Origin of the sequence: Paenibacillus sp. 1011MAR3C5, assembly GCF_003591485.1 — a bacterium.
Taxonomy (GTDB): Bacteria; Bacillota; Bacilli; order Paenibacillales; family Paenibacillaceae; genus Pristimantibacillus.
On record NZ_QZCF01000001.1, the window covers coordinates 969,892 to 990,834 of the forward strand.

General features: G+C 51.4%; 13 protein-coding genes and 1 pseudogene. 2 read left to right on the forward strand and 12 right to left on the reverse strand.

Translation table 11 applies throughout. The features are described 5' to 3' along the window. The 8 genes and pseudogenes from D3P07_RS04435 to D3P07_RS04465 all read right to left on the reverse strand — a co-directional run bounded on the left by D3P07_RS04435 (position 1) and on the right by D3P07_RS04465 (position 15,577). Entirely contained in the window at positions 1–1,833 is a 1,833-nt protein-coding gene (locus D3P07_RS04435; protein ID WP_119798844.1) for a sensor histidine kinase, read from the reverse strand. A gap of 171 nt (positions 1,834–2,004) precedes the next feature. Further along, entirely contained in the window at positions 2,005–2,886 is an 882-nt protein-coding gene (locus D3P07_RS04440; protein ID WP_259391337.1) for an alpha/beta fold hydrolase, read from the reverse strand. A gap of 46 nt (positions 2,887–2,932) precedes the next feature. After that, positions 2,933–3,556 (reverse strand): TetR/AcrR family transcriptional regulator, encoded by a 624-nt coding sequence (locus D3P07_RS04445; RefSeq protein ID WP_182914174.1) that lies wholly within the window; start codon positions 3,554–3,556, stop codon positions 2,933–2,935. Between the two features lie 954 nt (positions 3,557–4,510). Further along, entirely contained in the window at positions 4,511–10,462 is a 5,952-nt protein-coding gene (locus D3P07_RS04450; RefSeq protein ID WP_182914175.1) for a glycosyl hydrolase family 8, read from the reverse strand. Between the two features lie 188 nt (positions 10,463–10,650). Continuing rightward, positions 10,651–11,151 (reverse strand): CBM96 family carbohydrate-binding protein, encoded by a 501-nt coding sequence (locus D3P07_RS28015; protein WP_483870192.1) that lies wholly within the window; start codon positions 11,149–11,151, stop codon positions 10,651–10,653. A 30-nt stretch (positions 11,152–11,181) separates the two neighbouring features. Next, positions 11,182–12,420 (reverse strand): annotated as a pseudogene (locus tag D3P07_RS27420) (family 8 glycosyl hydrolase); the annotation flags it as partial. 136 nt (positions 12,421–12,556) lie between these two features. Further along, positions 12,557–13,564: a LacI family DNA-binding transcriptional regulator gene (locus D3P07_RS04460; protein WP_119798848.1), complete on the reverse strand. Its 1,008-nt coding sequence runs from the start codon at positions 13,562–13,564 to the stop codon at positions 12,557–12,559. Positions 13,565–13,666: 102 nt separating this feature from the next. Continuing rightward, positions 13,667–15,577 (reverse strand): glycosyl hydrolase family 8, encoded by a 1,911-nt coding sequence (locus tag D3P07_RS04465; protein ID WP_147384477.1) that lies wholly within the window; start codon positions 15,575–15,577, stop codon positions 13,667–13,669. A gap of 401 nt (positions 15,578–15,978) precedes the next feature. On the opposite strand from D3P07_RS04465, the gene D3P07_RS04470 reads away from it, so the two are divergent. Continuing rightward, complete coding sequence (locus tag D3P07_RS04470) at positions 15,979–16,935, forward strand: iron-hydroxamate ABC transporter substrate-binding protein (RefSeq protein ID WP_119798850.1); 957 nt, start codon at positions 15,979–15,981, stop codon at positions 16,933–16,935. A 78-nt stretch (positions 16,936–17,013) separates the two neighbouring features. On the opposite strand, the gene D3P07_RS04475 is transcribed toward D3P07_RS04470, so the two are convergent. Then, a complete protein-coding gene (locus tag D3P07_RS04475; protein ID WP_147384478.1) occupies positions 17,014–17,775 on the reverse strand; it encodes a hypothetical protein in 762 nt (253 codons plus the stop codon). A gap of 75 nt (positions 17,776–17,850) precedes the next feature. Continuing rightward, positions 17,851–18,651, reverse strand: a complete 801-nt coding sequence (locus tag D3P07_RS04480; RefSeq protein WP_119798997.1) for a TrmH family RNA methyltransferase — start codon at positions 18,649–18,651, stop codon at positions 17,851–17,853. 137 nt (positions 18,652–18,788) lie between these two features. Here D3P07_RS04480 and sspI point away from each other — a divergent pair, with 137 nt between their 5' ends. Continuing rightward, positions 18,789–19,025 (forward strand): small acid-soluble spore protein SspI, encoded by a 237-nt coding sequence (gene sspI, locus D3P07_RS04485; protein WP_119798852.1) that lies wholly within the window; start codon positions 18,789–18,791, stop codon positions 19,023–19,025. On the opposite strand, the gene D3P07_RS04490 is transcribed toward sspI, so the two are convergent. After that, entirely contained in the window at positions 19,022–20,239 is a 1,218-nt protein-coding gene (locus tag D3P07_RS04490) for an alpha-D-ribose 1-methylphosphonate 5-triphosphate diphosphatase (RefSeq protein WP_119798853.1), read from the reverse strand. The two genes, sspI and D3P07_RS04490, sit on opposite strands and share 4 nt — an antisense overlap. Before the next feature lie 133 nt (positions 20,240–20,372). Then, complete coding sequence (locus D3P07_RS04495; protein ID WP_119798854.1) at positions 20,373–20,930, reverse strand: GbsR/MarR family transcriptional regulator; 558 nt, start codon at positions 20,928–20,930, stop codon at positions 20,373–20,375. Positions 20,931–20,943: the final 13 nt, after the last annotated feature.

Here is a 20,943-nt window from a genome sequence, read left to right on the forward strand (position 1 = left end):
TTAATCAAGCGGCTCCTCATAAGTCGCCGGCAATACGATGATCGCAGCCATGCCTTCTTCCTCTCGCTTGCGGTAGCTGAGTCCGAACAAATTGCCGAAGTGAAGCTGAATTCGCTGATGGATATTGCGGATGCCGTATCCCAGTCTATGGTCAGCCTTCTCATCATTCAGCAGCTGGTCGATTGCGGCAATGTTGACTTCCTTGTAGCCGTTATCCTCCACCTTGATCGTCACCCGCTCGCCTTCCAGCGCCGCCGATATCCGGATCTCGCCATCATCGCCCATCAGCTTGACGCCATGAATAATTGCATTCTCGATAAGGGGCTGCAGCGAAATCTTCGGAATGCGAATCATCTTCACAGCATCCGGTATGTTCCAAATCACCTTGAACTCGTAGGAATAACGCATTTGCTGAAGATTGACATACGCTTTGGCATGCTCAAGCTCCTCCTCCAGCCGAATGAGCTCCCGCCCTCTGCTAAGGCCAATCTTCATCAGCTTCGACAGCTCCTTGATCATCTCTGCGGATTCCGTATTGCCCTCCAGCGTGCTTTTCCAATAGATACTCTCCAGCGTGTTGTACAGCAAATGAGGATTAATTTGCTGATAGAGAAGCTGAAGCTGAGACTCCTTCGCCTTGAGGTCCATGTTGTACTTGTAATGAATCAGCGCATTCAGCCTTCGCGCCATATCATACATGGCCGACATCAGGACGCCGACCTCGTCGCGCCGCCGCTTGAGCGGCGTCTCCGGCACAAGCTTGCCCGGTTCATACGTGCGGACGAACTGAGCCAGCTTCTGGAGCGGCGTCATCAGCGAGCGCCAGAAGTAGACCATGATGACTGAGCCAAGCAGCATGTAGGCCACTGTAATCAGTTGAATAATCCGCTTCAGCTCATTCTGCTGCTTGAGCAGCGATTGAACCGGAATTTGATAGACCAGCTTATGGCCGATTGCCTCATTCTGGCTCGCAATATAGATGGAATCAGAGGTAATCATCTCATGGGTACGGAACTCCTCCATGAATGCTTCCTTCCTGGGGCTTCCCAGGCTCAGGCCATCCAGCAAGTCTTCTGGCAGCTCCAGCAGCTTGCCGTTCTGCCCCGGGACCGTCGAGCTTAGAATGCGGTTGCCGGAATCAGCATAGGAGATGACCCCGCCAGGCAGCGAGACGGAGCGAAGCGATTCAGCCAGCTTATAGTCCATCCGCGTCGCGATGAGCACACCCAGAAATTCCTTCCCGTTGTTCACATTGCCCACAGCTCGTATGTAAGCCAGCGTATTGATTTTTGCGAGTCCAAAATTGTATTCAATAATATCCATATAACCTGAGCCTCGCTTGCTTATCGCATAATCAAACCAGGCCGGTTTTGTTTTATCAGAGAAAAAATAAACGCCCGTCTGCATAATTTGGCGTTTCGGCGCAAAAAAGTAGTAATCATTCGGATCATAAATATAAAGGGAATAATAGACGGCTTCGCCGCCATTGATAGGAATGGAATAACTATTCAGCATGCGATCGACGCTATCGAATTTTCTGACCCGTTCAATGACCGCATCTTTGCCGCTTGGAACGAGCCTTTGCGTCGTCGGGTTCTGAATAATGGTAGCTGTCACCTTGTTGACCGTTTCGATATCCCGGTTAATGATGGTATGATTCTGCTTAATCAACTCGACATAAGCGTTCGTCACATGATTCTTAAGTAAATTCTCCGCCTGATAATTCCCATACCAGTGCAGCAGGAACACAGGACTGACCATCGCAAGGAACAACAAGACCAACTGCTGCTTCATGTTCAGCCTCGTAAGCGGGTTGATCGGGTTTCCGCGCATGCCGGCTCCTCCTGTAAGTTAAGATCGTTCAAATGTCCTATTCCGGATAGGGTTATACATGTACTATAGCAAAAAAACAGCGCTTACAGTGTAGCTAATTCTACGCTCTTCCAACCTGTGTGAGGTCTGAATCGTAGAAATACACCTAAGCGCTTAATTCCATCCCTTTTCCTAATCCGCCAGAAAGCGGAATATCTCCTCATGCACCTCTTCCGGCCGTTCGTGATTGATGCCATGTCCTGTCTGCTCCAGCATTCGGTGGGTATATTGACCTCTACTAATCAAGTCCACGGTACGCTTCGACACGACACGATACTGGTCGCCAAGCAGAAAAAACAGCTTGTCCCTCACCGCCGCTCCCTTCGCCTCATCGTACGTTTCCACCTTATGCGGGAACATCGCCTGCTGGTTATGCGATTTCATCAGCAGCACCAGGTGGCTGGCCAACATGGGGTACCGGTCGAACACATCCGACTGCGGCGCGCTCAGCCTTCTAACGATGCGATGCATATTGCGTTCCGTTGGAACCAGAATTTCGGGGAACATCAGCAGCAGTGTTGAGATCATCGACTTGATGGGACTCGTCACAATCCCGCCTTCCAGACACATCGTTCTGCGTATACGCTCGGGGTGCTCCGTCGTATAGCGATAAGCCATGTACGCGCCATTCGAGACACCCGCCATATACACCTGATCCAGCTCAAAAAAATCAATGACCTCGCTCAGCCATTCCGTCTGGCGAAAGGACTCCTTCGTATATCGCTCGTTAGGCATGCTCTTGCCCGGCCCGCCAAGCGTATCAACCGCGATGCAGAAGTACCGCTTCGACAGTTCCTTCATATTAAGCGCCCACATCACCGCCGAGTTGTCGCCCACGCCGTGCAGCAGCACAAGCGGTGGATTCGCCTTGTCTCCTGCAATAAGGCAATGCGTGCTTCCCCATTTCGAGGGAATATGATGTGACGCGGTCTCCACGCCCCACATCGCGATCAGCTCGTCATAGGATGCAAGCACCTTCCGGCGAGCCTGTTCGGATTTGAACACCTTCATCATTCGTGAGTCTCTTCCTTTCGCTGCGCAAGCGCGTATTGTAACAGAGCTATTTCCTCATAAAAGCCAAAACCACATCTGCGTCCGGGAATGGAAGCTCGCCGGTTGTCTGAAGGCGGGAGATGCCAAGCCCCTGGATAAACGAAAAATAAGCAATCGCCAGCATAAGCGGATTCCCATCCGCTATCTCACCCATCTGCTGTCCTTCTACGACCATCGGCACAAAATGCTTGAAGGGCTCGCCCATCTTCTCCTTGGCAATCCGCTTCGCCTCTTCGGGAATGGCGTCCACCGCTGCCGTCTGCAGCAGGTTCAGCCGCCAATGCTGCATGACAAGGCTGTCCGGCGCAAGGAACGCTTCCGTCAGCCATGTAATCCGCTGCATCGGGGTCCCCTCCAGACGGGCAGCGAATTCGACAGCTTTGCCCGCTCCGTCCGCAGCCTGCTCCACGATTCGGGTGAAAATCTCATCCTTGGATTTGAAATAATTGTAGACATAGCCCTGACTGAAGCCGGCGCTCTCGGCGATATCCTTAATTTTGGTCCCGGCAAAGCCCTTGCGCGAGAACACATCGACCGCATGCAGCATAATTTGCCGAACGCCATGCTCCTTGGCGCCTTCCTCAAAGCTGTGCCTGAAAAACTGCTGGAGCTGCTCGCTCTGAATAGACATGAAGATGCTCCTCTCATCAAGTATTGATATTAGACATTTAAGACAGTTAGAGGATATGAATGAACGTTCATTCATATTATACTATAATATGGATTTTAATAGCTAGAACTATTATTCCTATACTTATTTAACAGCTCCCTAAACAGCTCCCTAAACAACTCCCTAAACAACTCCCCCCCCAACAAGAAAGGTCAGTGTACCACGAGGGAAGCAACGGATAAGTCATTCTCAAACGTTGAATGAAAAAGCCTTCAAAACCACCGAAAAGTGGGTTTGAAGGCTTCTCTCTTGCTTGAAATCTTATCTACCGTAGGGGCTGTAAATTCATAAATGACCTTTGAGACAGCTCCTGTTTTTGTTGGTTTATGAGTCGCAAGTTATTGTTTGGCAGCAGCTGCGGAGTAGCTCTAAGCCGTGTTTTACAGCTTGCAGGTGCTCGGGGCGCGGCCACGAATGCTCTAAGCCGATTTTCTCGGCTTGCAGACGCTCGGGGCGCGGCCACGAATGCTCTAAGCCGATTTTCTCGGCTTGCAGACGCTCGGGGCGCGGCCACGAATGCTCTAAGCCGATTTACTCGGCTTACAGACGCTCGGGGCGCGGCCACGAATGCTCTAAGCCGATTTTCTCGGCTTGCAGACACTCGGGGCGCGGCCACGAATGCTCTAAGCCGATTTCTCGGCTTGCAGACGCTCGGGACGCGGCCACGAATGCTCTAAGCCGATTTTCTCGGCTTGCAGACGCTCGGGACGCGGCCACGAATGCTCTAAGCCGATTTTCTCGGCTTGCAGACGCTCGGGGCGCGGCCACGAATGCTCTAAGCCGATTTTCTCGGCTTGCAGCTCAGCTTTCCTCTCGGCTCACACTGAGGCTATCTCAAAAAGTATCGTTAGATGACTGATGGACGCCCCATCTTACAACTAATGGCACAACCATTGCTCCTCAGTTTCGTGTGAATTATTTCTTATTAAGCAGTTCAAACACTTTCAAGATAACTTTCGCCGCTTCAGCTCTGGTTGTCTTGTCATCTGCGGCAAACTTGCCATTGCCTTTCCCTTCCATAATGCCTTGCTTCTGCATGGCATCAATAGCCCATTTCGCCCAGCTTGGCATGCTGGCATTGTCGGCGAACGAGGTTTGAGCATTCGCTTGCTCCGCCGCATGTAATGCCCTGCCGATCATGACAGCCATCTCAGCGCGAGAGATGAGCGCTTTCGGACGGAAGGTGCCATCCTCGTAGCCTTGAATAATGCCGGCATTCACAGCCAGCTGCACCGACTCCTTCGCCCAGCCGCTGACGGAAGTCTCGTCGGTGAATCCAGGTGCCGCCTGATTTTCCTTAAGACCTAAAGCTTTCACAATCAGATGAGCGAATTCTTCTCTCGTAATTTGACCCTCCGGTCGGAAAGAACCGTCCGGATATCCCGTAATCAGACCAAGCGCAACTGCGCGTTCGATCGTCCCTTTTGCCCAATGCCCGGTGATATCGCCCAATACAGGCGTATTCGGATCGACAGGAGTCGTCGGTCCCTCGCCTTCCTCCCCAGGGTCCGTGTTTCCTCCCGGCTCCGTACCCGGGCCCGGGTCTGGATCGGTGCTTGCGACAGGCGTCTTGACCAAACGCAGGTTGCTGGCCTTCGATTGATTGCCCGCTGCGTCATAGGCAATAACCATGTACGCATATTGCGTGTTCGATTTCAGCCTCGTATCTCTGAACTTCGTATCGGTCGTCGTTGCGATCTCCACATCATCACGATAGATCTTGTAGCCCGCTACGCCCAGATTGTCCGTAGACGGCAGCCAGCTCAGCTCGATCGTCGAGGATGATGCAGCTCTGGCCTGATCAATGACCGCTGCAGTCGGCGCTTCCGTGTCCACAATCGTAGGCGTCCACCAGTTGCCGGATGTTACGATCATGCTGAGCAAACGAATGTTATTGCTGAAATATACCGTATCCTCCGTAGAAGGCGCTGCATTGTAATCCCACAGATCATTCAGCCACTTCTGATTGGAGGCGTCCAGCATCGCTCCTACCATGAAGGGCGCGGTAAAGGTCAGGTCGGACCATTCCTCAAGCTCTGTTGTACCATCCAAGGTATACCCGCTCTTGATGTTGGCAGGTTTATCTCCCGCTTTCTTGCGAATCCATTCTGTCATTTTGTTCAGTTGGTCTTTGGCTCTGCTCTCCCTTGTAATAAGGAAGTCCGTTCCAAGGCGCCATGGCGTTCTTGCAGAGTTATAATAGTAATCGCCGTCATTCTCCGATTCCAGGAATCCAGGCGGCGCAGGGATAAAGGCTTCACCATCGCGAATAACGAAATCCGGGATAAGTCCCGTATCCTTGCTATGCGATTGATAAAGCCCGTTCAGGATGCTGTACGTGCTGTCAATGACTTGATCCCAGCGCTTGTCGCCCGTTACCACGCGGAAGTCTTTCAAGTGCTGCAGCATCCAGTCCGATGGCCTTGTCGCGCTTCCCCACTTGCCCGAGGTTGCCCAATCCGCCAGACGCAGCGTCCAATCGGACTTGTTCACTTCGCTGTCCATAATGGCGTTAATCAGCGTTTTGGCTTCTTCGAGATAGTTAATATCTCCCTTGCTGCCCCACTGGCTATGGGCCAATAGCAAGGCATACGCGATATCCAAATCCCCGTCGATTGCGGAATCTACGCCGCTGACGCTTAGGATTGCCGAGCCTGTATCGCCTTGCTTCCAAGCCATGAGCGCAGGATTGATTTCGCTCGGATGGGCTTTGAAGTAGTGGAACATGGCGTCAAAGTCAGCCTTCGATTCTTCGTCGTTCTGAGCCATTAATGCCAGGATCAGCATGCCGTAGCCATGCGCTTCCGATACCGTAATGGGCATGAAGGTAATGTCGCCTTCCGTCTCTTCTTCAAACCAGCTTCCATCGGCATACCACACATACTTTTCAGTCGTTGTCGTATTGTATGGATTCGTCTTCAAGTATTTCGCTTTCCATTCCTTGAACAGCTTCAGCACCGTTGCATCCATCTGCTCTTGCGTCACATGATTCGGCTTGATGCTGCCCTCCGCATAAGCGGTGTGCTGAGGGAACGGCTTGAACGGACCTTCCCCATCTTTGCCGGAGAGTGTTTTAACTTCCGCACTATTGCTGGCGAGCGATTCGATATTTTCCGGGCTAAAGGCTTTGACGCTATAACGATAGGTCTTGCCCGGTGTCAATCCGATATCGATATAAGACGTGACGTTCCCCGCTACCGTAGCGATCTTCACCGCATCCCGGTACACCCGGTAGCCGCTAACCTCCACATTGCCGGAAGATGCTGTCCATGACAGGTTCACCTGATATTCCGAGACCGCAGTTCCTTTCAGCCCAGTAGGCGCGGATGGCGGCTCTTCGTCCACGGGACCTTCGATGGTCGTCACCTCGACCGCGTCGGAGTTTATTCTAGCCCCAACAGCTTTGACGATAAAGTCGTATTTTTTGGCCGGGTTCAGTCCCTTCACCTCAAAGCTGTACGACTTCTGGCCAGCCTTCGCAGGAATATATTCGCTCCAATGCGTCAGCACCTTGTCGTTCTTCTCGTAGATTCGGAAGCCTCTGACCGGCTCGTCGCTGGTCGCTGGCGTGTTCCAGGTCAGGGTTACCGTTGTCCCGTCGAGCTTCAACTCCACCGACTCTGGCACAGCCGGCTTCACGTCGGTTCTCTTAATGCCGTACTTGTCGTATTCTATCAAGCCATTGCCTACCGTGCCTGCCTTCCCTTCATCGTCAACGGCAGCCGTATACGACTTGAAGGACAGCACCTCTTGCGTGATTGAGACATCGGTAAACATCTTTTTGGATGGCTGTTCATTCACATCCGCGAAGAAATGATCGTATAGAACCGGATTGCCGTCCTCGTCCAGCTTCACAATCGCATTCCAATTCTCGTCGAACTCATACTGATACTCCGCTTTCTGATAAAACTTATTGCCCAGTGCATTCGGCATCAAGTAGATCGTGCCTTTAGGATTAACCGCATTGCCGTTAGCATCGAATGTGAGAGCGGAACGCGGCACCACCTCGTTGCCGTACATCTGGAAGGAACGCATATACATATGGTCATGCGCCTCGAATACCATATCGATGCCCAGCTCATCGAATACCGGAATCAGATGCTGGCGGTAGAATTGTACGCGGGCGTCTTCGTACTTCGAAGAGTTGTCGCCGGAGGCGTATGGACTCTTATGGAAGGTGACAAACTTCCATTTCTTATCCGACTTCGCTACCATATTGCGCATCCAATCGAGCTGAGCGCGGAATTCCGGATCTTCCCAATCAATGCTTTTGCCGTCGGAAGCCAGACCGCCCTCGAATTGCGAATTGAATACCATATACAAGGCGTCGCCGTATTCGAACGAATAGACAGAGCCCTCATGCGTGCCCTCTACGACCTGCTGCGGCACATTGAAATGATGGTAGAAATTATTGCTGTCAGTCGTGACATCGCCGTCATAGTCGTTCACCTCATGGCCGCCAAGCACAGGCACATACGGCACTTTCAGCAAGGTGTCCTCGGCTACGCTGAGCATCCACTGCCATTGCGTCTCCAAGTCGCCGTTATCCACCAGATCCCCGGCTACGATAATAAATTTCGGATCGCCGATGAAGTCGGCAGCTTTCTTGAACGTATCGGCCCATGGCTCAAAATTCGTCAGCGTGGACGCTTGCGAATCCGCGCCTACGATGAACCGGTAATCCTGATGCTCGGCCGCATCTGTTGTAAAGGTGCCGATCTTGCTCCAGGAGCCTTCCTCGCCGTTGCCGAGACGGAACTTGTACGTCGTCCCCGGCTTGAGGCCGTCCGCAATAGCTTTATGGCTGTAGAATTTCGTCTTCGTATTGGTCGCCCGATCTGCGGCGATCATATACGTCTCTACAACATCCTCTGTTCCTTCGAACACAAGCGTGCCGTCCGCAGGGAAGATGCCTCCTTGAACCTTGCTTGCTTCAGCAACCTCGGCAACGGTGCCCGTCGAAGAATCCGTATACCAGGCAAATCCGATGCTGGTGCGCGGGTCGCCGTTGAACGACATCGTCACAAGCTTAGGCTTAAGCGGCGACTCCGCCACTTGGAAGCTCCATACATAATCTTGATTTAACGGAACGCCATCGGCGCCCTTTATCATTTCTTTAGGAATCGTGACCGTATACGTCTCACCGTAAGTAAGTGCAGGCGCGGTTATGGTAAGCGTATCCCGCTTGGCACTGTCAACCGCAGCAGCTACATCCTTCACAGCCGCTTGCTTGGAATCCGCCAAGCGCACCTGGCCGTTGCCTGTTACGGCAATCTCCTTGCTGAATTGAACGCTAAGAGGCGTCGTCGGATCCACATTAATGGCCTGATGTGCTGGCGTTGCCAGAATCGCAAGCGTTGGAATTACGACTTCCCCGCCATTCGAATCTCCTTTGACCGCCACATTGCTGATGTAGCTGGAGCCCGATGCTCCCACAGCCGCGTTGCTCGCCGTATTGGTCGGCGTCGTGGACGTGACTACCCAGCGGATATAGAGCATATCCCGGTCGTCCGCCTCTGCCGGCAGCGGCTGTTCGATGAGCTGAGCAGCTGTGGCATAGCTGCCGTTTACAAGCTTTAGCTGTGTCTGCGGTACATCCTTCCATTCTGTACCGTCAACGCTGTATTGCAGTTTGAAATCGGCAGGGCCCGATCCCGAAGAGCGCTGCTTGGACGACACTTTAATTCCCACATGCCCTTTTGTCGGGAGAGCCGCCATCCAATATTTCGACCCTGTTCCGTTGTCCCAGCCCTGGTATTGCACGCTGTTCTCCTCGGGAGAGTTGGTCACCGCCTCATAGCTTGGTCCACCTACGGCGCGTAGAGTAGCTGCGCTGCTGTAAACGCCTTCCGTAGACTTATGAATGCCTGCTTGGCCTTCCTCAGCAAGAAAGCTGGACCATGCAGCAAGCGTCTCCGCCGCTTTATCCTTTGTCTTCACGATTACGGCAGCGCTTTTGCCCGACTCGTTATCTCTGGCGTCATAAGCGCTAATCTCGTAGGAGTAAGAAGTCCCCAGCTTCAACCCCGAATCGGTATACGTTGTGCCCGAAGTATCGCCTACTTTCACATTATCGCGATAAATTGCGTAGCCGGTTACGGCTTCATTATCCGTAGACGCATCCCATGACAAGGCAATCGACTGATGGGTCAAGGCCGTTCCTTTTATATTAGCGGGAACGGACGGCGCTTCTTCATCCACGATGATGACCGCGCCATCTACTGCCTTCCCTTTCAGAACGACATCATGCAGCGTACTGACACCCCATTCTCCGATCTCTCCCCGATCCGGATTAGCTACATTCGTGGATGAGACCACCCAGCGGATGTAGACTTGGTCCTGGTTAGCAAGGGAGGCAGGCAGCGCTTCATCAACCAGCCTGCACTTGTCGTTGGAGCATGAGCTCGATGGAGGCAGCTCCAACTCTTTGATTTTGGTCCAGGTCGTTCTATCCGTGCTGACCTCGATTGCAAAATCCTTCGGCCCGGAATTGCCTGACCGCTGCCACGAGGACAATGTCAGATTTTCAAAGTTTTTGGTAGACACGGCAGCCAGCCAATACTTGGTTCCTACCCCGTCCCGCCATTCTACATATCCGGGCTGACCCGGATCATACTTTGTACCGCCCACAATGGTCAGCTCAGCATCTGCACGGTTGACGCCCCCGCTTGCCGGGCGGGCCGGATCGGCGCCTAGCGCCGCCCCCGTCCACTCTGCTATCGTATACACTTCATCCGCAGCAGGAGCGGCATAAGCCCGATTCATACCGAAGCCCGAACCGCCTATCGTTCCTGCAATCATGATTAACACCATGATGATAGCTATTGCCCGTGATATTCTATGAGCGTATCTCACTGGTATAAACAACTTGATTCCTCCTCTTCTCATGAGGTTCAAATGCTGGGTACAAATGCTGGGTACCCGTGTGCCCTCGTATTCTGTTGGTGCCTTGCTTCCAGGACAACTATAGCTCCCAACTATTAAAGCAGTGTCAACCAAATGCAGAGATGTTGTAAAGGGGGAGTGCTGCATACTGGCAAACATGATGCCAGCTCTTAGCCTCCATTAATAAGGAGAACCGGACGTTTGGATGATGTGGAGTTTTCTTTTGTCGCCAGAACCGCTCCGGCATCATGGTCAATCCCCACAATACGGAACGAAACCGTGTCGCTCGATTGCGAATTGACGAACGATGTGACATCCAGATAGATGTAGCCAGGTGTCGCGGTTGCCGTAGCCGAGCCTTGTGAAACGCCCGCTTCGGTCGGCTGATTCGCGAAGGTGATCGAGGCCTCAGACCACATATTGTTGTAGATGCCGAATGCCCGGATCGGTACGGCGGCGGCATTGCTATGAACACTCTCCACATAGAGCCTGATCTTAGCCGAAGTAATCGGACCGCTCACCGATGATTTGATAAACTTCAAGTAACCCTGTCTGGCAAATGACAGATTCGGATCGTTTTTCTTCACGGTCATCGAGGTTTCCGTGCTGTAATTGATTGTGCTGTACGTGCCGCCTCTTACATACGTGTCCGATACGACAGGCAAGGTCACCCCGCTAGTCGAGCCGCCGCCCTGCGCAGTCGGCTTCCACCAGTTGCCTGAGATGTAGAGCAGGTTAAGCATATTGTACGAGTCGCTGAAATAGCTGGACTTCGCGTTTTTCATATAATCCCAGCCAGCATTCACCCATGCTTGGTTGCCGCTGCTTGCCGTAGCGCCGGAGATGAACGGTGAAGTGAATACAGCGGAGCTGTATGTGTTAAGCGCGGTTCCGCTAAGCGAGTAACCCGCCTTTACATTGGCTGGATTATTGTTTGTTGCTCCTTTAATCCAGGTCGATATTTTATCCGCGATTGTCTTGCCGCGCGTCTCGCCGTACATGGCATAGTCCATCACCATTCTAAGCGGGACTCTGGCTGCATTGTAGTAATATTGGTTGGTCTGCTGGAACTCGTTCAGGAACCACTCCGGAGCAGGCTGAGCAGGACTGTTAATAATAAAGTCGGAGATCAGTCCGGTTGTCGGCGCATACGTATTGCTCACTTGGGAATAAGCCGTGTAGAGCGCGTTGATGACATTCAGCCACGTATTGTCACCGGTCACTTCATGGAAGGCGCGCAGATGGCTCATCATCCAGTCCGAAGGTCTGGAATTATGAGTTGTCTTGGAGTCCCAGTCCCCCAGATTCAGACGATTGTTGTTCGTTACGTTGCTCGATTTGATCGCATTGATCATTTTAACAGCTTCTTGCAAGTAGTTGATCGAACCGCCGGAGCCCCATTGGTTATGTGCCAAAATAAGCGAATAGGCGATGTCCAGATCACCATCCGTTGCCGAGCTGAAATGGCCTTGCGCATTGACATGGTCGGCTACGACCCAGCCCATCAGATTTGAATTTACAGAGCTTTTGAACGCTCTTGCCGTCTTGAACAGTCCGTCATAGATCGTTTTGGCATTGGCATCATGACCGGCCATGAGCGCTGTAATGATCATGCCGTAACCCTGTCCCTCGGAAGTGCCGAGCGGTACGAAGCCGCCCGAGCTGCCTGTAATCTCACCCTTTACATAGTAGCCGCCTGGCAGAGAGGCAAGATTGTTTTTCAGATACTTCCCTTTCCAATAATCATAGTAGGATGCGACCGACGCATTCATGGCTGCCTGGGTCACATGATTAGGTTTAATCATGCCGGAATAAGAGACTTGCTGTGGGAAAGGACGCATTTCACCTGCTCCATATACTGTATCCAATAGAAATGATTGCGTTTTCATAATTGTCATGAGCAAAGCCAGCACAAGGCCTATCATCATGACTTTCCTCATCGTTTTACCGCTATTCAAGTCTTTCCCGCAATTAGCCAGATTCGTGTTCATCACGACACCTCCAACGGATTGTATGAGACTTGAAGAGAAGAAATCGAGCAAGCCTTGCTCATCGCTATGCTATTCCTTATGCTGCTTACGGACGAAGCTGCCTTCTCGTAGATTCCCGGACAATTAGCTCCGGCTGAAGCTTGATATGCTCCACCGCATCATGATCATGCTCTTCCTTGTTCCCGATCTGCTTGAGCAGCAGCTCGATCGCCTGTGCGCCGATCGATTCGACGGGCTGGCGTACGGTTGTAAGCAATGGACGAAGCTGAGTCGCGAACAACTGGTCGTCATACCCGACGACTGATACATCATCCGGTATCCGTAGGCCGTTGTTCTTCAGCGCATCCATCACGCCGAATGCCATCATATCATCCCCGGCGAAGACAGCCGTGGGCAGACTTCCCGTCTGGATCCAGCGTTGCGCAATCTCGTATCCCGATGGAATATCAAAGTTGCCTTGTTCAATCCGGGGTTCGAGTCCCGCCTCCGCCATCGCTTCCTTGTAGCCGCGAACCCTCTCCTTGCTGCTAAGGAACGAATCGGAACCGCATATATGAGCAATAGAGACATGTCCAAGATCAATCAGATGTCTCGTCGCCTCGTAGCCGCCGCGGAAGTTGTCTACTTGCACGGACGGCGCGAGGGAGTTCTCTTGCTGATTATCGACGAGGACGTAAGGAATGTTTTTGCGTGTCAATTCCTGCTCATATCTCTCTTCGTTAATCGGGGACAACACAATCATGCCGTCTACCCGATCCTCTTGAAATATCGCATTATGCATATCATTTTCATCTTCTTGCGAGATGAAGAGCGCCAGCAAGTAGTGATGCTCCGCCATCTTATCATTGATTTCCTTCACAACGGCATCGAGGAAGGAGTCGTTCAGCGTCATGATCGCAATGCCGATAACCCCTGTCTTTCCCCGTGCGAGGCTGCGGGCGGCAGCGCTGGGAGAATAACCAAGCTCCTTCATAGCATGAAGAACCTTCAGCCGATTCTTCTCCCGCACCGTTCCCGCGTTATTAATGACCCGTGACACTGTCACAACCGATAGTCCCGACTTCCGTGCCACGTCGAATATGTTCACTTTCATCCGTGCTTCTCTCCTTGCGATAGTCCCGCGTATCTCTTTACGATATCACATTTTGAGCGAAGTTGGCAGTACCGCTGCCTCGCACGGATCGAATCGACTGTCTTAAGCGCCCGCAAGCGTTCTAAGTAATGTAATGGCTTCTGCGCGAGTAAGCGCAGTATCCGGTCCGAACGGCTGCGATTGCGGCTGGAATAACGACACGCCCGCTTCACCTAGAGCCAGAATCGATGGTTTGGCCCAGGCAGGTATAGCAGCATCATCCGAAAAGCCCGTTGCTGCGGATTCCGCCGACAGCTCCAGCTTCTTTGCGGATGCCAGCAATACAGCCGCTTCCGCTCTTGTCAGCTTCTGCGCCGGCAGGAACTGTGATCCGAAGAGTCCATTGGCGATGCCCGTCTCTACGATTTGTGCGACATAGCGGTTAGCCCATGGTGCGATCGATGCTTTATCCTCGAATGGCAGCGATGCTCCGTTTCCTTCCAGCTTCAGCGACTTCGCCAGCATGACAGAGAATTCTGCACGGGATACGCCTTCATCCGGCTTGAACATGCCGTTCGGATAGCCGTTCACAATGCCCTCTGCAAGCGACTTCACGATATCCGCTTCAGCCGCGTGGCCTGCAATATCGGTCGAAGCGACTCCTGTCGGCGACCACCAGTTGCCGGATACCACGATCATGCTGAGCAGACGAATCGAGTTGCCGTAGTAATAGCGCCATTCCAGCGCTACGGAGTTCGCTTCCTCTGTGTGGTAATCCCACAGATCATTCAGCCATTGCTGATTGCTCTTGTCGATCATCGCGCTGACCATGAGCGGAGCCGTAAATTCAAGGCCGCCGTCCCACTCGCTCAGCTTCGTCTTGCCGTCAAGCGAATAGCCGGACCATACTTCATATGGCGCGGTATGCTTCTCAGATACAAATGCGTTCAGCGTAGACAATTGATCATACGCTCTCTTATCGCCCGTCAGCAGGAAGTCGGATGCAATCCGCCAAGGCGTGCGGCAAGAATTGTAGTTATACGCGCCGTCGAATTCCGACTCCAGGAAGTGTCCGCTTTCCGTCGTCCACTTGAATTCCGATACCGGCTTGTATGTGCCGTCCGCATCGCGATAGACGAAGTCCGGCAGCAGTCCCGTCTCCGGGCTGTATGACTTGTGCACATCATTAACGATGCCATAAGTCGTCTCGATAACATTCAACCAGCGCTTGTCGCCAGTTGCTTTGTAGAACTCCTTCAAATGCTGAAGCATAAAGTCCGAAGGACGGGTAGCCGGCTTGAAGCTTGGGTCGCTGTCGGAGATTGGAACCCAATCACCCAGTTGCAGGTGGAAGTGCTCCGGATGAACTTCGCTGTCCATGATCGCATTAATCACTTTGACCGCTTCGCCCTTGTAGTTAATTGCCCCTGCGCTGCCCCATTGCTTGTCGGCTAACAGCAACGAATATGCAATGTCCATGTCGCCGTCGATAGCAGAGTCGGTGCCGTTCACATCCATGATCGCGCCATCGCGGTCAGCCTGCTGCCATGCCATCAGGTCAGGATGAAGCTCGCTCGGATGTGCGCGGAAAAACCGGTACATGCCGTCGAAAATCCCTTTCGCTTCCGGATCATGTCCCGCCATTAGCGCTGTAATCATCATGCCATAGCCATGTGCTTCAGATACGGTAATGGCATCCCCGTTCCAGCCTCCGTCGTTGTACCAGATATAATATTGGCTGTTATCGTACGGGTTTTTCTTGATGTACTTCAGCTTGTATTGGTCATACAGCAATGCAACCTCGGCATCCATCTGCTTCTGGGTCACATGGCTCGGCTTGATGCTTCCTTCCGCATAGCTCATATGCTGAGGGAAGGGTCTAAGCGGCTTATCCGGCTCGCCCGAGCCGCTAGCAGCGCTTGCGGCATATCCAATCGGTGCCAAGGTAAGAGATAAGGCCAGAACAACGACCAGCACCATGATGGAGATAATCGCCACAGGTGAGTAAGGCTTGTAGGAATCACGAATCTTCATGTTCATCACTGCCTTTCAGTAGATAGTTGAGCATTAAAATTTAAGCGCTTTAACTTTTAACGTGCTAAATTCCCTTGCTTCGGTGCTTCCCTCACTCCCCTCCAATTGAAAGCGCTTATATACGTATTGTAAAATCGTGCTAATCGAAAGTCAACAACAAAATTAAAGCGTTTTAACTTTTGTTCAAAACGCACAATAGACGGGCTATTTTCAACTCTACGATAAAACTGCCCCCGATTATTCATTTCTTAAAAATAGCTTCATTAATGGCTCAGCCTTTAAAGGTTCACAATTTGAAGCAGCGATTTTGTTTGACAACCCGATTCGTAATATGATTAAATAACCTATGCGTTAAAATGAGAATGACTATCATCATCAATAGAAGGGTTGGCGTTCCAACAATGAATCGAAAGTTACTAGCTCCATTTATTCTTATGATGGTGCTGATCATCAGCGCCTGCGGAAGCAACAACGAAGCAAATCATCCTTCTCCATCCCCAAGTCCAAGCGAATCGGCAGCACCCGATGCCGGCAACAACGGCAATAGCGGGACGATTACTTATCAATCCGAGCTTGGTCCGGTAGAGGTCCCGGCTAATCCGCAGCGTATTGTCGCGCTATCCAGCGCACCGAATTTGCTCTCGTTGGGCGCTAAACTCGTCGGGGTCGATGAGTGGACGTATGCCAATCCCCTCTTCACAGAGATGCTGACGGACACGGCTGTCGTTTCGGATACAAACCTGGAGAAAATCCTGGAGCTGGAGCCGGATCTGATCCTGGCTGGGGCTCAACTGAACAACATCAGCAAGCTGCAGGAAATTGCGCCGACAGTTGTGTATACCTGGGGCAAAAACGATTATTTGACGCAACAGCTAGAAGTTGGCAAGCTCATCAATAAAGAAAAAGAAGCGCAGGCTTGGATCGACGATTTCACAAAACGCGCTGAAGAGCTAGGCAAGAAGGTTAAAGAGAAAATCGGCAAAGTCGCAACCGTATCGGTAATCGAAGTCGGCGACAATAAGACGTTCTATGTATTCGGCAACAACTTTGCACGCGGAACCGAGCTGCTGTACCAAGCAATGAAGCTGAACATGCCGGAAAAAGTAAAACAAGACGCGCTTGAAAGCGGCTTGTTCACACTATCGACTGAGGTGCTGGACCAATATACCGGCGATTGGATTATCCTGAGCCGCAACTCGAAGGCTGATGTTTCCTTCATGGAGCTTGAGACGTGGAAGAACATCCCTGCCGTGAAAAACGGGCATGTGATCGAGATCGATACAGAAGCTTCGTCCTACAGCGATCCTACCACTCTTGATAATCTGTTTAAGATTTTTGAAGCAGGATTTTTGAAGTAGGAATCCGAATAAATGAGAATATGAAAAAGACCGGGATGAGAATCTCGGTCTCTTCTTATTCTTCCAAAAATAAAATCGCTATCGCGGTTCCATTACAACATTACTCAAACCGATTCCGTTCAGAATAGTAATAACCTTTGTCATTGCAGATTCTACTATCGTTTTATCACTCATCGTATCCGTAGCTTGGCATATTGCAACTATTTGGTCGATTGTTGAACGGTGTTCATGATACCCGATTATATTTTCCTTTTCCTTTATGAGCTCTGGAAAAGTTATAAATGCCCAAGCAATCATCAAGGTAATATGCCAACCGTAATGGTACTCCGCAATATAATCTTTGTCCTTCCATGATTGGCCTCTTCTTTTACGCATCTCAAGTTCGATGTCTCCAAGTCCATGCCTTTGAGCCAGGCTTAGTACATGCGGATGGCTAAATAGCTCAATGAGCCTTCCTCTTACACCCTCATAGTCATTGTGATCTATTACATCAGGCAACGAACATGCTATGTAGCTTACTTCCCCCAACTCATGAATAAACACGCTTTTCATTTCATCTTTTGCTATTTGAGGTTTTAACGTTACGGTGATGTCTTTTTTATACTCTTGGGTAAAGGCAGTAAAGGTTACCTGCATAGTCGAGCTTACTTCAAACATCAACTTTTTTCCGTATCGATTTAATGATTCAGCAACCGCATCCAACAAGGGTCGAGCTTCTGGAGCAAGCTTTATGAATTCATCTACCAATGCCATTTGGGCTGCTTCTTCTTTTTGAACTGAATTGCCTGAATAAGATGAAAAAACAGAGTCATATATTTCCTTTAGCAAGATAACGGACACTCTAATCACCTCGATGCCATCTGGGCTTTTTGCATCATCACTCTATGTTGACAATCTCATCGCTAACGCCTTCTCTTAAACAAACTTCCGCTGCCGCAAAGCCTCGAACAATAGCACCGTCGTCGCCATCGCGACGTTGAGCGACTCCGCGCCGCCTTCCATCGGGATAATCACCGATTCGCTCACCAGCGCCCGCACCTCCGGGGACAAGCCCTCGGACTCGCTGCCCATCAGCAGCCATGTCGGCTGGCGCCAGTCGTAGCTGTAGCAGCTATGGTCGGCTTGCAAGCTGGTGCCGATCGCTTTTGCCCCTGCCGCTCTTGCTTTGGGGAGCATCTCCGCCAGATCTCCCTGAATAATCGGAAGATGGAACAGGGAGCCCATCGTCGAGCGAACCGTCTTCGGATTATAGAGATCAACGCAGCCCTGCCCCAGCACGACCGCATCTGCACCGGCGGCATCTGCGCTGCGAATGATCGTCCCGACATTGCCGGGATCCCGTACGCCATCCAGCGCGATAACCAGACTAGTCGAACCGTACAGCTTGTCCATCAGCATATCCGGCTTGCGCAGCACGGCAAATACCGGAGGAGGCGTATCCGTATCGGTACACTTCCCCATCACTGCTCTGGACGCTCTGATCCATTCCGCTTTCAAATTGCCCGTCAAAGCTATATCCTCTAGCTCGGCTGGCATGCCGCGTTCATCGTCATATACCATTTGGAGGACTGTCGCGCCTGACTTGACAGCCTCCTGTATCAGATGAACCCCTTCGATTATATATTGCCCCTCGCGGTCGCGATTTTTCTTTACCAGCAAGGATGCCCAATGCTTGACCTTGTCGTTCTGTGGTGAGCCTATGTATAAATGATTCATCTCGCGCATCAAAATTAACCTGACCTTCCATCGTTCGTTTCGTAGCTACAGTATACCATAACCTGCGCCATGGATGGCTTTCTCCGTTGTTGGGCATAGTAAGATTGCACAATTTTGAACCTTAGGAGGTCACCGCCTTGCAAATCATCGATCTTCGCCAAGCGATTGTCAATCGCGTCCACGATAACACCAAAGAACAGCTTACCGAGGTTATTGTCGATTCCGTCGATCACGACGAGAAGGCATTGCCCGGATTAGGCGTATTATTCGAGATGATCTGGAAGGAATCAAGCACGTCGGAGCAAAGCCAGATGGTCGATTCGCTCCATCGCCATCTTCATCAGGAGAATGGCGGCAATCCGTCTCCGTCCTAGTATCTGACATCCGCGGCATAGACATGTACGCCGCCCACAATCGCATCGGTGACCCAAGGCATTCCCTGGAACCGGTCGACGACAATGAGGTCAGCGAGCTTGCCCTCTTCAATCGATCCAAGCTGGTCACCAACACCCAGCGCTCGTGCCGGGTGCAGCGTTGCCATACGCACCGCGCCGGGAAGATCAATAATAGCTTCATCCGCTAATTTGAACAGGGCAGCGAGCATGGATGAGGGGTGGTAGTCAGAGCACAATATGGCTGCCGCTCCTGATCGTATCGCCTCCGAAGCGCTCAGATTGTGATCATGCGAGCCTCCCCTTACCACATTGGGAGCGCCTACACAAACGGACATTCCTTGCTCCATGCCGTAAGTTGCGACCTCCAGTGTAATCGGAAATTCACTCACCGATACGCCATAGCTCCGGTTTTCATCTATCTTCTCCATCGTATCATCGTCGTGGGATGCAATGGATATCCCTTTATCCAAAGCCAACCTGCTAATCTTCCGCAACTCTTCCCAGTCCACACTCTGCTGCTTTAGCAGCAGATCATGTACGATTTGCTGAACTTCCTCCATCGAGACTCCCTGATTTTTCATTACATAGCTCTCGAACGATCCTGGCTTTCGGTACTGTCCCTGACCCGGCGAATGGTTCATGAACGACAAATAATGAATTTTGTCCTCTTCAATAAATTGTTTGACGATCGGCAGACCATGCTGGTGCGTTACTTCATAGCGCAGATGCACGCGATTGCGAATCATGGACCGCTGTTTGCTGTAACGATGAATCAGCTCCACCATTTCGGTTAGCAAATGGTCGCCCCTCAGGCTAAGACCGACTCCCAGCGACAAGGAATGATACATCGTCGTAATGCCATGAACCGGAAGCTTGCGCTCGAATTCCAGAAAAGCCATATCTAGTGGAAATAGCGTATTCGGTCTTGGCTGAACCTCTTTCTCAATCGCATCGCAGTGGATATCAATCAGTCCCGGCAACACATATTTCCCTGCCGCTTGCAGGAACGCTGCACTCCCGTTCCAGTGCTCGATCCAGCGCTCCTTGTCTTTCTCTTCAATAATGGCCGCAATACGTCCATTCTCCACAGCGATCGACGCCTGAATCATCCGATCCTCCAGAACGACATTGCCATCCGCAATCAGTAACTTGCCGCTTGGACTTGAACTTCCGGGATGTGAAGACCTAAGCATGGCTCCGCTCCTTACTTAAATAAAATGTTAATTTTAGCATAACATAGTATTTTTGCCATGCAAAATCTATCTTCCTCGTCGCTCCTTTTCGCAATAAAAAAACCGCGAGCTGAGCCAGCCGCGGTTGCAAGTTCTATTCTTCTTTCGGGAAATACTGATAGATTTCTCCGGACTCGAAGGAATCGATCAAACGGTCCAGCCATGTATAATATTTAAACGCTTCGTCTATTTTCGATTTGTCACTTGCAAGCAGTGCGAGGAACGCTTCATCCTCACCATGCTCCGCAATAAGCGCATCAATCTCCTTCATGCTGCGGCCAAGCGCGCTCATGTTTTGTTCCAGGGCCTTTCTCCATTTAATAGAGAAGAAATCGGCGAAGTTCTGATGCCAATCCGGGACAACCTCATACAAATCCTTCCGCGAGCCTTTTCCCCATACTTTGTTGATCATCTTCAAATCATGCAGCGTGCGCATCCCCGTGCTCATCGACGTCTTGCTCATGCCCATCGTTTGGCTCATCTCATCGAGCGTAACAGGAGTTTGATTGAAATACATATTCCCGTACAGATGCCCGATTGACAGCGTGATGCCGTATAAGTCCATATTTTTGCCAATCGATTCAATGACGCGTCTTCTTGTATGCAGCAGCTTAACCCGCTGCTCTTCCGTCAATCCCGCAAGCTCGTCCATAATGTCCCTCCAA